Consider the following 14217-nt stretch of genomic DNA (forward strand, 5'->3'; position numbering starts at 1 on the left):
TAGAAGAATTCTTCAAAACTAAAACTAAACACGATGAAAAACATGTTCAAAATTGCAATTACCTTTTTTATGGTAATAAATTTTATGCAGGCTCAACAGTCGCAGCATACACCTAGTGAGTTGGTAAAACAACAAAAAACACAGGGTTCTGATTTTCAAGACGTTAAATTGTTTAGCTTAATGACAGCTAAGCAAAAATCGAATGTACAATTACCAAAAGAGGTTAAAGATTATACTTTATTTTCTTTAGATGCTAAAAAAATGGCCTCTATGAAGTCTAATGCTCCCAAAACTATGAATTTGGAAATTCCAGGGCAAAAATCTTCTATGGTACTAGAATTGGTTAAAGTTGATATTGCTACAGATGATTTTAAAGTTGTAGAAATGCCTTCTGGTAAAGTTGTTAAATCGGATAAAACTGTTTCTCATTATAGAGGAGTAGTACGAGGTAAAACAAACTCTATTGCCGCCATTAGTTTATTAGATGGCGAAGTCTCGGGTGTTATCAGTATAAGTGGCGAAAACGGCAACCTTGTTATGGGGCGATTAGAAAACAGTTCAGAACACATTATGTATGAGGATAATAATTTACTTCATTTACAAGATTTTACTTGTAATACCGAAGCGAATTATGAAGGATATACAGAAGAAGAACTTTCAGACAATCCTTCTGCCAGTAAAGCAGCAGAAAAGTGTGTTAAAGTATACTTTGATATAGGGAATGATGTTGTAACGGATAAAGGAGGAAGTCAACAGGCTTCTGATTATTTACAATCTATATTTAATCAGGTAGCTATATTATATTCAAATGATAATATGACTGTAAAAATATCGCAGATAAATGCGTGGACGTCTCAAAATCCTTTTAGCGGGTTATCCGATTATTCAAGTTATAGAGAGCAAAATGGTCTTAATGGAGCAGATCTTGGACATTTTGTTACTTATAATTTCTCTGGTGGTGTGGCATATTTAGGTACTGTTTGTCAGCCAAATTATAGATATGGAGTTTCTGGTATTAACAAAACTTTTAGTAATGTTCCTACCTATTCATTTTCTGTAATGGTAATAGCACACGAGATGGGACATAACCTAGGTTCAAATCATACTCAGGCTTGTGTTTGGAATGGTAATAATACTGCAATTGATGGTTGTTATAATGTAGAAGGAAGTTGTTCTAAACCAGCGATCCCATCAGATGGAGGGACTATTATGAGTTACTGTCACCTTACTAGTGCAGGAATTAACTTCACCAAAGGATTTGGCTCACAACCGGGTAATGTTATTCGTAACAAGATAAGTTCTTCAAGCTGTCTTCAGGCATGTGGTACTACCGGGTGTAATACTGGTGATTCTGCAACTGTAACGTTTAACAATAATACAGATTGTACTTTAGAGTATTTTACAAATAATAGTTCTCAGTTTTCAATTAGTTCTGGTCAAACCAGACAGGTTTCAACTACTAGAGGAGCAAGCTGGGAAGCTAAAAATTCGTCTAATGCTACTGTAGATTCTTTTACGGTTCAATGTAGCCAGGATAGTTATGCTTCTACTGGTAACTGTACGGATGGTGGAATCACCTGCGAAGGAGTGCAACCTTATTCTAGCGGTACTGTATATTCTGTAGGAGATCGTGTAACCTATCAAGGAAGTTTGTATGAGAGAACATCTACTGGTTGGAGAAACCTGGGGCCATGCCCAACTAATCCAAATGATCCATGTGCAGGAGTACAGCCTTATTCTAGTGGTACAACATATTCTGTAGGAGATAAGGTGACGTATCAAGGAAGTTTATACGAAAGAACATCTACTGGTTGGAGAAACCTTGGACGTTGTGGTTCTGCTACTCAAGCTTCTCTACAAAGAGGTGGAGTTTCTGGTGAGCTAAGTATTAAAGCATATCCTAATCCAGCAGATGAAGTTCTTACCATTGAAGTTAGTAATGTATTAAATACTTCTTCTACATTATCTATTAAAGATATTAATGGTAGAGTACTAAAAGTTGTTGATTTAGATACTCCTCCTGGAGGAAAAGATCGTCATACTATAGATATTAGTACATTCTCTCCAGGAATGTATTTTGTTCAGGTAACAGGTTTTAAAAAGACAGTTACCAAAAAAATATCTATAAAATAAGTAGAATATAATATTGGGCTATAATAGAGTGGGGTGCAAGCCCCACTTTTTTATACCTGTTAATCATTCCAGGTTTTAAGATCACTAATTGGGATTCCGAAACCAAGTAATTTATGATGTTGAGAGAGGTGCGCTCCTGTTTTTGTAGTTATCCAGTTTTCCCAGGTAGCTTCGAGCCCTCCAATCGGAATGATTGATACCCACATTTTATAACTTGTAGGTCTATAGTTCTTGTCAACTTTCCAGAGGTACGAATCTCCGGGAGTAGTTCCTCCAGATTGGTAGGTAACCAACAATCCTTTAGTGTCGTTTTCTAAGGTTACTAATTTACGAATCGTTCCTTTGTCAAAAAGCTTATGAGGAGCAATCAACCAAAAAGAGTCATTGTTAAAGTTCACCAATGCTTTTTCTATTATTTTTTTCTTTTTATGATCACCAAGATGCATTGTACTAAGTACTCGGTTTTTTTCTGGAGAATCCAAATGTAAAAGTACGGAGTGATCGTCTATTTTTACAGTTACAGTATTAGATTTTTTATCCCAGAGATAATGGTTTTTATTTCTAAAAGTCCATTGTAAATAATCGGTATTTAGATAGTTATCATGCTTAATAGCATCTAGTATTTTTAATGCAAATTTATCAGCTTCAGGGCCAGGTTTTCCTTCAGGAAGTTTTTCATGTAAAGAAAAATATAAGGTCGCAACCGTAATAGCTACCAATGCGAGTATGCTTAGTAGTAGTATTTTAAAAAGCTTTATAAATTTTTTTCTCAAGAAGTTGTGTTTTAGTATGTATTGTCTTTTGCTAATGTAATGAAATACTAAGAGTGTAGCTTCTCAATATTATGAATAATAGCGTACTTTACAGAAATAGATATTACCGTTTAAATCACTTCAATCATAAAATATAAAATCATTATTCCTTAATACTCAAAATCATAAAGAAGCATAATACTCAAAAGATGTAAGAATCAATTCATCCGATACAATACAGTTGTATTTTGCTTCACCAATAGTATTTAGTAGAACAAAGTAAATATTTCCATTCTCATTCTTTTTATCATGAATAAGAAGTTCCATAATTTTTTTATAATCTCCTGCATCAATATCTATTTTTGGAAATGTAGCCAAAATTACAGCGCTAATATGTTCCAAATCTTCTTTGGTTAAAGAAAGTAATTCTTTAGATATATAAGCCTCCATAATCATCCCTATTGCAATAGCTTCGCCATGAAGTAATGTAGGTTTTTCGGGATGAGTTAGATAAAAAGATTCGATAGCATGACCTAGTGTATGGCCATAATTAAGATACTTACGAATATTTTGCTCGGTAGGGTCTTCAGAAACAATTTTGTTTTTGATCACTACAGAGTCATAAATCATTTGATCCAAATCTTCAAAATTAAGTTGAGAAAGGTCACTTATTTTTTCCCAATATCCCCGATCTTGAATGAGTCCGTGTTTTAGCATTTCGGCAAATCCGCTACACATTTGATTTACCGGTAAAGTAGCCAGATATTCTGTGTCAACAAGAACCATTTCGGATTCACTGATCACACCTACCATATTTTTTAGGTTACCTAAATCAACACCGGTTTTTCCCCCTACAGAGGCGTCTACCATTGCCAGTAGTGAAGTTGGGATATTGATATAACTAATTCCTCTTTTATAGGTACAAGCTATAAAACCACCCAGGTCTGTAATAACACCACCTCCCAGATTAATCATTAGACTTTTTCGATCCATACCTAATTCTGAGAGCGCATTCCAGATACCGCTACATGTTTCGATATTTTTATGGATTTCACCATTTTCTATTTCAATCACTTCGATATCATACTCTTTCTCAATCTTACTCATCAATAAAGATAAACAGTGCTCATGGGTATTATCATCCACGAGGATACATATTTTTGAATGGTTGGCTTTTTCGAGATATGCGTTCAATGCTGTATAGCATTCTTCACCAAAATATACAACAGAGTCTTTTGAAACTATGGGCTTCATATAGTATTAAATTATAGGGAGCGAAATTAAGCAGAATTTATAATAAAATAAACTCGCAAGTTCTATATTTGCAGATATCTTAAAATAAGTGCAATGTATGCATAAGAATTAATCGTATTTCTATGTGCATATTTTTAAAATTAACTTTTGATGAACCAAAACAATTTGTTTGATAATACTGAGACTGCATTTACCTTGAAAAGCGACTCAGAGCTAGAAAGAGCGTACTTTCTGTTTAAAATGATTTCTAATGAACCTTTGGTTAGAATAGGAACTGCGGTTACTAATTTTGCTATAAAAGCACATTTACCAGTTCAAGGATTAATTAGAGCTACTGTTTTTGACCATTTTTGTGGAGGAGTTAGTGAAGAAGATTGTTTATCGGTAGTAGATAATATGTATGGCAAGAAGGTGTGTTCTGTATTAGACTATTCGGTAGAAGGAAAAGAAGAGGAGGCCCAATTTGATGCAGTGTTAGAAAAAACGATAAAACTCTTGGAGTTTGCAGATCAAAAAGACGCAATGCCTTTTGGAGTATTTAAACCTACGGGGTTTGGTCGTTTTTTAATTTGGCAAAAGAAAACCGAAGGAACTCCTTTAAACGCAGAAGAGGAAAAAGAATGGGAGCGTATCGAAGAACGTTTTGATATGGTGTGTAAAAAAGCCCATGATTGCGATGTAGCGTTACTGATTGATGGAGAAGAGAGCTGGATGCAGGATGCTGCTGATGAATTGGTGGCAAAAATGATGAGAAAGTACAATAAAGAAAAAGCAATAGTATATAATACATTGCAACTTTATAGACACGATCGTCTGGAGTATTTACAAAAATTACACGAAGAAGCACGAGTATATGATTTTAAGATTGGTGTAAAAATTGTGCGTGGCGCATATATGGAAAAGGAAAATGAACGCGCTAAGGAAAAAGGATATCCTACTCCTATTTGTAAAGATAAACAACATACAGATCAGAATTTTGATACTACAATGAAATATATTCTTGAAAACATAGAGGATATCTCTGTTTTTATAGGAACGCATAATGAAGATAGTAGTTACCTGGCGATGAAGTTAATGGCAGAACTTAATATCGGTAAAGATGATTTTAGAGTTTGGTTTGGTCAATTGTATGGAATGAGTGACCATATAAGTTTTAATCAGGCTGCAGAAGGATACAATGTGGCAAAATATTTGCCTTTTGGCCCTGTACGGGATGTAATGCCATATCTAATTCGTAGAGCAGAAGAAAATACTTCGGTTGCCGGACAAACCAGCAGAGAATTGAACCTACTTTCTCAAGAAAAGAAAAGAAGAAGACTATAGGATATCCTTAGAAGTTTTGAAACATGCGATAGAATAGGAGGGTAGTATTATAGTGTAAGTTTTATAATTTAAAGAATATGAAATGAATCTAAACCAAGTTACCATACCATCTCTTGATGTTTCTACCTCTATTTCTTTTTATAAGAAACTAGGATTACATCTTATTGTTGAATCATTACCACAGTATGCACGTTTTGAATGTGTAGATGGTGATGCTACTTTTTCTATTCACCTGGTTGATGTATTGCCCGAAAATAATGGTGTACATGTATATTTTGAAACTGAAAAATTAGACAAAGAAGTAGAACGCCTTATTAACGAAGGGCTGCAATTTGATCTATTGCCTACAGATCAACGCTGGTTATGGAGGGAAGCAAGGCTTAAAGATCCCGACGGAAACCTAATCATTTTATATTTTGCAGGAGATAATAGAAAAAATCCGCCCTGGAGAATAAACTAACGTATTGATATCTATTTTTATGAGTCATCCAGTCATCGATAAAACTTTTGAAAACCAAGATTTTTCTAATCAAAAACTACCATCAAGAGAATATGATAATTGCACATTCGTAAACTGTAATTTTTCTAAGACAGATATGTCTGTGGTTACTTTTTTAGAATGTAGATTTGATACCTGTAATTTTAGTACAGTAATGATGAAAGAGACTTCTTTTCAGGAAGTTGTTTTTGAAGCTTGTAAAATGCTGGGGTTAGATTTTAGTACATGCAACGATTTTCTATTTGAAGTAGAGTTTGATCATTGCAATCTTGATTATGTATCTTTTTATGGCTTTTCTATGAAAAATATTACGTTTAACGATTGTAGTTTAAAAGAAGCAGATTTTACAGATGCTAATCTTACAGGTTCGGCCTTGTCTAATTGTAATTTATCTGGAGCAATTTTTGAAAGAACTATTGCCGAGAAAGTTGATTTTAGAACTGCCAAAAACTTTATAATCGATCCAGAAATCAACAAATTAAAGAAAGCAAAGTTTAGTACATCGGGACTTATAGGGCTGTTAACAAAATATGATTTGATTATAGAATAAACATTGTTTAATTAGGTATAAGTAGTTTTTGTTTCAAAAATATTAATTTTGAATGCTAACTTGCATATATAAAAAACACCCAGAATTTCTATGTTTACATTTCAAAAGAAGTACTTTTTTTTAACAATTTTTATCTTTTTGATTGAAATTCTGATTGCACTTTTTGTAGATGATAAGATTATTCGCCCATATTTGGGAGATACTATTGTTGTAATATTGATCTATTGTTTTTTTAGGAGCTTTTTAAAGGGAAAAGCAGAACTAATTGCAATAGGTACTTTGATTTTTTCATATACAATTGAAATTTTACAGTATTTTAATTTTGTAGAAGTTTTGGGATTAGGGCATTATAAACTAGCAAGAATTGTATTGGGTAATTCTTTTTCATGGCTAGATATGCTTTCTTATACTTTTGGGTTTATCATAATAGTTTGGTTAGATAAAATACAATTAAATAGACGGGAAGTAAAAGTAAGTTAATACTAGTTTTTTATTTTGTAGATTTTATAGTATCAAATATAGTTGTCAACCTGTCAATAACTTCGCGAATCTCTTCTTCATTTAGTGAAGCAAACCCCATTCTGATTCCGTTGTGTCTCGAATTATCATTATCATAACGACGCCAATCCGGATTAAGTTCTAGATCTAGTTTTTCGGCTTCATTGCATATGATATCCCAATTATATGCTTTGTTTAGCTTTACCCATATTGCCATTCCTCCTTTTGGAATTTCAAAATCAAAATACTTACCTAGTTTCTCTTTCAATAAAGAACAAAACAGATCTCTTCGTGTTTTGTAAATTTTAAGAACCTTGTTACAATGTCTTTGTACATCTCCTGTACTAATCATTTGAGCTAAGGTTTGTTCTAGCAGCGTATCTCCTTGTCTATCGATAATTCTTCTTAATCTGGCAGCTTCGTCAACGAAATCTTTCGAAGCAATTAAATATCCAATTCGAATAGCAGGGGCAATAATTTTAGTGAACCCTCCGATATAGATTACATTTCCGTGGTCATCATTGCTAGCTAATGGTAAAATCGGAGCATTGTTATAATGAAAATCATAGTCATAATCATCTTCGATAATTGCAAAACTATAGTATTGAGCTAACTGTAGTAAATGCATACGTCGTTCTGCAGAAAGTGTTACAGTAGTTGGGTGATGATGATGAGAAGTAGTATAAACGGCATTAATCTGTTTGATTTTACAAAGCTTTTCGATAGCATTAGTGTCTAAACCCTGATCATCAACAGGTACTTGTTCTATATAAGCTCCCGCTTCTTTAAACGTATTATCTGCTGTCATATAATTAGTATTACCAACAACAATAATCTTATTCTTTGAAGAAAGTAGTAATTGACTGTTTAAGTAAATTCCCATCTGACTCCCACGGGTAATCAAAATATTATCAATAGTAATGTGTAAGCCTCTGGTTTGATTAAGATATGTAACCAGATTTTTTCTCAATTCTAAATTTCCATATATAGAACCATAGGTGAGCAAATTTTCATGATGACTTTTTTTAGTAATATTTCGGTATACTTTTGCAATTTCTTCTATTGGTGCTAATCTGTGATCAGGGCAACCATCATCAACAACGAGCATTTTTTTGTTGGCTTTATGCTTAGGTTTACGTACTAAATGTGATCGGGTTAGAAAAGAGAAACCACTTTTCTCTTTCATGTTGTTTTTTAGAACTGGCCGAACAAAATTTTTAGGGTTAATGATAGGTAAAGAACTGGTAACGAAAGTACCTTTTGTGGGAATGGTTTCGACCCATCCCTGGGAGATAAGTTCTTCATATGCCGAAATTACTGTTTTGCGATGAACATTAAGAGCTTCAGCTAATTTTCGGGATCCCGGTAATTTTGTAGAAGGCGGTAGCTTTCCAGATTTTATGAAACCAATAATTTGATCACATAACTGAAGGTATAGATTACGATTACTATTTCTAACAAGAACTATGTTGTTTTTAAATGGAAACAAAACTGGACTACTAATTATTTATAAACTGGATTGCTTTAACACACCATAAAACTATTATTTTTGAGTAAGAAATAAAATAAATTATGGCAGAATATTCAACTTCCGCACTAAATAAAGTAGTTCGCGGACCGAAAAGAGCAAATTACGATGTAGATGCTATTAATACCATATTAGATGATGCATTTTTGTGTCATGTTGGGTATGTGTATAAAAACCAGGCTATTGTGATTCCTATGGCATACGCTAGAAAGGATGATAAGATCTATTTACATGGATCACTAAAAAATAGAATGATGTTAAGTTTATTAGAAGCTGGAGAGGCGAGTATATCGGTAACGCATCTTGACGGATTAGTATTAGCAAGGTCGGCTTTTCATCATTCTGCGAATTATAGATCGGTAAATGTATTTGGTAAGGTAAAAAAAGTAGAAGACCCACAAGAAAAAATGGAGGCCCTGGAGTATATACTTAATCATATGGTTCCTGGTCATTGGGATAATGTAAGACAGCCAAACGAAAAAGAATTTAAAGGAACTTTAGTTCTTGAAATTAGTATAGAAACAGCTTCGGCAAAAGTAAGGGCAGAAGGGGTAAATGATGAACCTGGCGATCTTGATTTACCGATATGGGCAGGGGTAGTTCCTATTAAACAAGTAGCTTTTGATGCTATTTCGGATACTGATCTGCAAAAGGACATTAAAGTGCCAAATGCAGTATTAAATTATGTGACGAACAATAAAAAATAATAGTAGAAATGCTTACTCTAGAAATAAAGAAGTATATTGATAAAAGTGTATTATGTTGGTTAGCCACATCTTCATTAGATAATATCCCTAATGTATCACCCAAAGAAATTTTTACATATTATAGCGATACTGCTATTATTATTGCCAATATTGCTTCTCCGCAAACCGTAAAAAACATTAAAGAGAATGATAATGTATGTATTAGCTTTATAGATGTTTTTGTTCAAAAAGGATTTCAATTAAAAGGAGTAGCTAAGATTGTGGCAAAAAATGATCCCGAATACACTACTATGCAAGCTCTTTTGTTGCAATTAACCGGAGGTAAGTTTCCATTTGCAACAATCACAAATATTATTGTTAAAGATGTAAAACGAATAATAGCCCCAAAATATATTTTATACCCAGAAACGACCGAGGAGCAGCAAATACAAAGTGCACTAAAACAATACAAACCATAAAAAAACAAAGGATATGCTAGAAATAAGACCTAATTGTGAACATTGTAATAAAGCACTACCTAATGATAGTGATGAGGCAATGATTTGTTCTTATGAATGTACTTTTTGTATTAGCTGTGTAGATACTGTTTTGCATAATGTATGTCCTAATTGCGGAGGTGGTTTTGAAAAAAGGCCAACTCGACCGGTAAATTGCCTGACAGGTAATTGTGTCGAAAAACACCCTGTAGGATCAAGAATAGTGTACAAACCAATTGATGAAAATGCTTTTAAAGAGATTTTGAAAGAGTTTACCAATATAGAGCCAAGAAAAAGATAAGAGCAAAATTAAGTAACATACTACAAAAAATGAATATTGAAATTATTGAAACTACTATCGAAGAATTAGATGTTTTGACGGAATTGTTTGATCAATATATGGTTTTTTATAAGAAGCCTTCGGATATAAATAAATACAGATCTTACCTAAAAGAAAGACTTCAAAATAAAGAGGCAAATGCCTATTTAGCTATAGATGATAATACCAATAATCCTTTAGGTTTTGTATTAAATTATCACTCATTTAGTTCAGTGTCATTAGGAAGAATAGTGGTTTTAAATGATTTATTTGTTATGCCTGAGTATCGTAAAAAAGGAATTGCTGAAAGGTTAATTAATTCAGCTTTTGATCTGGCAAAGCAAGTTGGGGCTATAAGAGTAGATTTAGGAACAGGAAAAGATAATTATACAGCCCAAAGATTGTATGAAAAGATTGGATTTGTAAAAGATGAAGATTTTTATTCATATAGTTACATTATTTGAAATAATTAAGTTTTGTAATGGTAACTTAAATAAGTTTACTGAAGAAAAGGAAATAAAAAATGAATACAGTTGATATAAGAAGAGCAACTATAGAAGATGCAGAAAAGATTTCATCTTTGGGAAGAAAAACTTTTGACGAATCTTATGGGGAATTTTTTAATAATAAAAACAACCTGATCAATTACTTGGATTGGGCTTTTTCTATTGATAAAATCAAAAATAGTTTAGCAAAACCCGATAACCTATATTGGATGGTTACCGATACGTATAATTCATTACCCATAGGGTATGCCAAATTAAAATTAGATTCCCCTTCAGAATTTATAGATGAAGAGCGTATTTGTAAGCTTCAGCGTATATATTTACTACAAGGATATGAAGCAAGAGGTATAGGAGGGAAGTTGCATCAATGTATCGTAAAGGCAGCTGTTGATTACAAAAACAATTACATATGGTTGTCTAACCTAAAATTAAAAAAACAGGCTGTTACTTTTTATAAAAAGAAAGGCTACCAAATTGCCGGAGAACATAACTTTACTATTGGCGATGAAACTTTTGAGTTTTGGGCAATGCAAACTAAACTGAAATAACCCTACATGAATAAAGGTTTGAAATATAGAGAAGCTAATGCTGATGATATGGAAGGATTACGGCAATTAGGGAAAATTTCATACGCAGAGTTTTCAGATGTACTAAGTCCAGAGCACTGGAACAGATTAAGTGCTATTTTAGAAAGTGAAGAAAATGTATTAAATCTTATAAAAATTAGTAAAATTTTTATTTGTGAAATCAATTCAGATATAATTGGGATGATTTATTTTATTCCGAAAGGAAATCCAACAGAGTTGTACGAATCTGATTGGTGTTATATACGATTTTTAGGAGTTGATCCAAAATATCGAGGCTTTGGGATAGGAAAAGAACTGGTTAACTCTTGTTTGAGGTACGCAAAAAAGAGTGGAGAAAAAACTATTGCTCTGCATACATCAGAATTTATGAATCCTGCTCGAATTATGTATGAGAAAATAGGATTTAAAAAAATAAAAGAAATTGAACGATTAGGAAAAAAGTATTGGGTGTATACCATGAAGTTCCCTTTATTACTTAATTCAATTTAAAGATCAAAATATATATTGTTCTATTTAGTGAAAGTAAGGAGCATTAGTTATTTGAAAGCTTTTCTTTTATTCTAGGTGAATTAGCTTTTTACAACTTTTACCTTCTACATTTTTATGATTTTACTCAAAATTCGGATATAAATCTGTAAAAATTCATTTTTTCTCGGATATTTTTATCCGAATTATTTTTATACATAAACAATTAGTATATTACCACCTAACTCATTGATTTCTTTTTTTTGAGTGTAACTACAATGTGAATAAACCTAACTTTATTTTTGTGTCATGAATTATATTCATAACCATATTCTTGCCCTAATTTTTGCCCTTTTCGCTTTTCATGTATATAGTCAGCAGAATTCCTTTAGAACTCTTGAGAGGCAATTTGATAGTATTGAGAACGAATCATCTGATAAAGCATTGCTACATGCTCAAGAGATGGTAAATTATAGTATAGATTCTAAAAACAAAACCTACTTAGTTAGTAGTTATGTGAAACTAGCTACTGCTTACGAAAATTTAGCGAAGTCTGATTCTGCTGTTGTATTTTATGACAAAGCTCTTGATATTAGTAGATCTGTTGATAGTGATACCTTGTTTGCTTTTGCGGTGATAAGGATGAGTCAATTAAATAGTATACGTGGGGATCAGGAAAAAATTGTAGCATTAATTTTTGAAGCATTAAAGAAAATAGAAAATAACCCAAACCCAAAACAAAAGCATGAGTTATACTATAAGCTTTCTGAGGTACATAGAGAACTAGGGAGTTTTGAAAAAGCAGAGGATTATCTACAGCTCATTATTAAAGAAACAGAATTGGATTATTTATTAGCGGCGGCATATAACTCTTTGGGATTGATTCAATACAGTAATAAAGAGTATGATAAAGGAAAAGCTAACCTTTTAAAAAGTATGGAGTTGTATAAGAACCAAAAAGACAACCATAATATTTGTAAGATTTTAATAAATCTAGGGGCGATGCATTACAAATTAAAAAAGCTTGAAAAATCTAAAGAATACCTAATCGAAGCAAGTAAATTGACTAAAGAATTCGGCTATATTAATTTATATAGTATGGTTTTGATTAATCTATCTGTGATATATCATAAAGAAAAAGATTATGAAAAGGAACTAGTTTATTTAAAAAAAGCCGAAGAATTGGCAAAAGAAACCGGTAATTATCAATCACTTTCTTCAATTGCAAATAATATGATACTTGTGTATGCCTTGCAATCCGATATTAAAATGGTTAGGAGATATATAGTTAGATATCGTAACGCAATTGATAGTTTACATAATTTTAGACGTAATCAAAAAATATTTGAAATAGAGGCTGAATATGAAACTTCAAAAAAAGAACTAGAAATAGCACGTCAAAAAGAGTTGGTGCTTACACAGAGAACACATATTGTTATTGCTGTAGTGTTGGTTCTATTATTAAGCATAATATTATTTATGTATATACAACGTTTGAAGAGTCAAAAACTGTTATATGCGAATCAGAAAGAATTAAATGAAGAAAAGGTTAGTAATCTATTAGATACACATAAACTACAAAAAATTAAGGCTTATGTCGATGGCCAGAATAAAGAACGGGAAAGAGTTTCTAAAGACTTACATGATGGTATTGGAGGGAATTTGGCTGCTATCAAAATGAGATTGAATCGTATAAAAAATAAATTACCATCAGAGTTAGAGCCTATAATTACTAGTGTGGATTCTACTTATAATGAGATTCGATCTATTTCTCATGATCTAATGCCAAAAAAAATTAACCACTTGTATTTTACAGATTTAATGAAAGAACTTGTGGGTTTTTCTACCAGTAAAGATATAGAGTATAAATATTATATTCATCCAGAAAAAAAAATAAATAATATATCAGAGAGTTTGCAATTAACAATTTATAGAATTATTCAAGAATTGATAACTAATATAAATAAGCACGCTCAGGCAACCGAAGTATCGATAAATATAACGATTCATGAAGAAATTAATGTCGTGAATATGATGGTAGAAGATAATGGCAATGGTTTTAATACTAAAAAAGCCAACTCTGGAGTAGGGTTAAGAAGTATAAAACAAAGAATATCGGATAACAGCGGACTTATAAAAATAGATTCTAACTATGGTATTGGTACAATAGTTTGTGTAGAGCTCCCAATAGGGTAAATAAGTATAATTAGTTTATTGAATAAGATTCAATGCGTTAATTTTAGCAATAGAATCACAATTTTCGATAAGCATATTAACATTTTTTTCTTTAATAGCTCCTTCAATAAAATAGGTTTTGCAAGAATCTAATTTAGTATTGCTTTTAGAAAAAATCACATCCCCATTTGTTAATAAAAAAGAAACATCTGCAGTATCTATTTCATATTTTATCATATCGCTTGACGCTTGTTCAGAAAAAGCTTTTTTCTTTATTCTAATATTTTTTAGTACCCTGGCAGAAGGGCCATAATCACAAGAAGCTTTTTTTCCGCCAAGAAAGAAAAATAAAAGAATAAGGCCGATGGCAAATCCACCTAAGTAATAAAATAATCGTTGTGCTAATTTCATAAACAGAATGCAATATTATGACGCCAAAAGTAAG

At 32.1% G+C, this 14217-nt stretch carries 16 protein-coding genes; 12 read left to right on the forward strand and 4 right to left on the reverse strand.

Annotation, left to right across the window (positions count from 1 at the left end; translation table 11 throughout):
• Positions 1-33: 33 nt before the first annotated feature.
• Positions 34-2133 (forward strand): M12 family metallo-peptidase, encoded by a 2100-nt coding sequence (locus NNH57_RS23015; RefSeq protein WP_108808884.1) that lies wholly within the window; start codon positions 34-36, stop codon positions 2131-2133.
• A 59-nt stretch (positions 2134-2192) separates the two neighbouring features.
• Here NNH57_RS23015 and NNH57_RS23020 read toward each other — a convergent pair whose 3' ends face one another.
• Both NNH57_RS23020 and aroB read right to left on the reverse strand, forming a co-directional pair.
• The gene (locus tag NNH57_RS23020; protein WP_132066055.1) at positions 2193-2906 is read right to left on the reverse strand and encodes a hypothetical protein; all 714 of its coding nucleotides are present in this window, start codon (positions 2904-2906) and stop codon (positions 2193-2195) included.
• 162 nt (positions 2907-3068) lie between these two features.
• The gene (aroB, locus tag NNH57_RS23025) at positions 3069-4139 is read right to left on the reverse strand and encodes a 3-dehydroquinate synthase (RefSeq protein WP_108808886.1); all 1071 of its coding nucleotides are present in this window, start codon (positions 4137-4139) and stop codon (positions 3069-3071) included.
• A 150-nt stretch (positions 4140-4289) separates the two neighbouring features.
• On the opposite strand from aroB, the gene NNH57_RS23030 reads away from it, so the two are divergent.
• The 4 genes from NNH57_RS23030 (at position 4290) to NNH57_RS23045 (ending at position 6991) form a co-directional block, all read left to right on the forward strand.
• The gene (locus tag NNH57_RS23030; protein ID WP_074406403.1) at positions 4290-5462 is read left to right on the forward strand and encodes a proline dehydrogenase family protein; all 1173 of its coding nucleotides are present in this window, start codon (positions 4290-4292) and stop codon (positions 5460-5462) included.
• 82 nt (positions 5463-5544) lie between these two features.
• Positions 5545-5922 carry a VOC family protein gene (locus NNH57_RS23035; protein WP_074406402.1) on the forward strand — a complete coding sequence of 126 codons (378 nt, stop codon included), beginning with the start codon at positions 5545-5547 and terminating at the stop codon, positions 5920-5922.
• Positions 5923-5941: 19 nt separating this feature from the next.
• On the forward strand, positions 5942-6511 hold the full coding sequence (locus tag NNH57_RS23040; RefSeq protein ID WP_108808887.1) for a pentapeptide repeat-containing protein: 570 nt from the start codon (positions 5942-5944) through the stop codon (positions 6509-6511).
• Between the two features lie 138 nt (positions 6512-6649).
• The gene (locus tag NNH57_RS23045; protein WP_234423433.1) at positions 6650-6991 is read left to right on the forward strand and encodes a ribosomal maturation YjgA family protein; all 342 of its coding nucleotides are present in this window, start codon (positions 6650-6652) and stop codon (positions 6989-6991) included.
• A gap of 10 nt (positions 6992-7001) precedes the next feature.
• Here NNH57_RS23045 and pdxR read toward each other — a convergent pair whose 3' ends face one another.
• Positions 7002-8498 carry a MocR-like pyridoxine biosynthesis transcription factor PdxR gene (gene pdxR / locus NNH57_RS23050; RefSeq protein WP_082994752.1) on the reverse strand — a complete coding sequence of 499 codons (1497 nt, stop codon included), beginning with the start codon at positions 8496-8498 and terminating at the stop codon, positions 7002-7004.
• Between the two features lie 83 nt (positions 8499-8581).
• On the opposite strand from pdxR, the gene NNH57_RS23055 reads away from it, so the two are divergent.
• From NNH57_RS23055 to NNH57_RS23085, 7 genes are all read left to right on the forward strand, one after another.
• Positions 8582-9244: a pyridoxamine 5'-phosphate oxidase family protein gene (locus NNH57_RS23055; protein ID WP_074406398.1), complete on the forward strand. Its 663-nt coding sequence runs from the start codon at positions 8582-8584 to the stop codon at positions 9242-9244.
• Between the two features lie 8 nt (positions 9245-9252).
• On the forward strand, positions 9253-9702 hold the full coding sequence (locus NNH57_RS23060; RefSeq protein WP_108808888.1) for a pyridoxamine 5'-phosphate oxidase family protein: 450 nt from the start codon (positions 9253-9255) through the stop codon (positions 9700-9702).
• A 13-nt stretch (positions 9703-9715) separates the two neighbouring features.
• Positions 9716-10021 carry a DUF1272 domain-containing protein gene (locus NNH57_RS23065; RefSeq protein WP_074406396.1) on the forward strand — a complete coding sequence of 102 codons (306 nt, stop codon included), beginning with the start codon at positions 9716-9718 and terminating at the stop codon, positions 10019-10021.
• Positions 10022-10050: 29 nt separating this feature from the next.
• Positions 10051-10503 carry a GNAT family N-acetyltransferase gene (locus NNH57_RS23070; protein ID WP_108808889.1) on the forward strand — a complete coding sequence of 151 codons (453 nt, stop codon included), beginning with the start codon at positions 10051-10053 and terminating at the stop codon, positions 10501-10503.
• Positions 10504-10562: 59 nt separating this feature from the next.
• Complete coding sequence (locus tag NNH57_RS23075; RefSeq protein ID WP_108808890.1) at positions 10563-11093, forward strand: GNAT family N-acetyltransferase; 531 nt, start codon at positions 10563-10565, stop codon at positions 11091-11093.
• 6 nt (positions 11094-11099) lie between these two features.
• Complete coding sequence (locus NNH57_RS23080) at positions 11100-11621, forward strand: GNAT family N-acetyltransferase (RefSeq protein ID WP_074406393.1); 522 nt, start codon at positions 11100-11102, stop codon at positions 11619-11621.
• Between the two features lie 285 nt (positions 11622-11906).
• The gene (locus NNH57_RS23085) at positions 11907-13793 is read left to right on the forward strand and encodes a tetratricopeptide repeat-containing sensor histidine kinase (protein WP_108808891.1); all 1887 of its coding nucleotides are present in this window, start codon (positions 11907-11909) and stop codon (positions 13791-13793) included.
• Positions 13794-13808: 15 nt separating this feature from the next.
• Here the strand turns inward: NNH57_RS23085 and NNH57_RS23090 are convergent, their stop codons facing one another.
• Positions 13809-14183, reverse strand: coding sequence for a DUF4258 domain-containing protein (locus tag NNH57_RS23090; protein ID WP_074406391.1), 375 nt, complete (start codon positions 14181-14183; stop codon positions 13809-13811).
• Positions 14184-14217 lie beyond the last annotated feature (34 nt).

The sequence above is a fragment of the Aquimarina spinulae genome, assembly GCF_943373825.1.
Lineage (GTDB): Bacteria > Bacteroidota > Bacteroidia > Flavobacteriales > Flavobacteriaceae > Aquimarina > Aquimarina spinulae.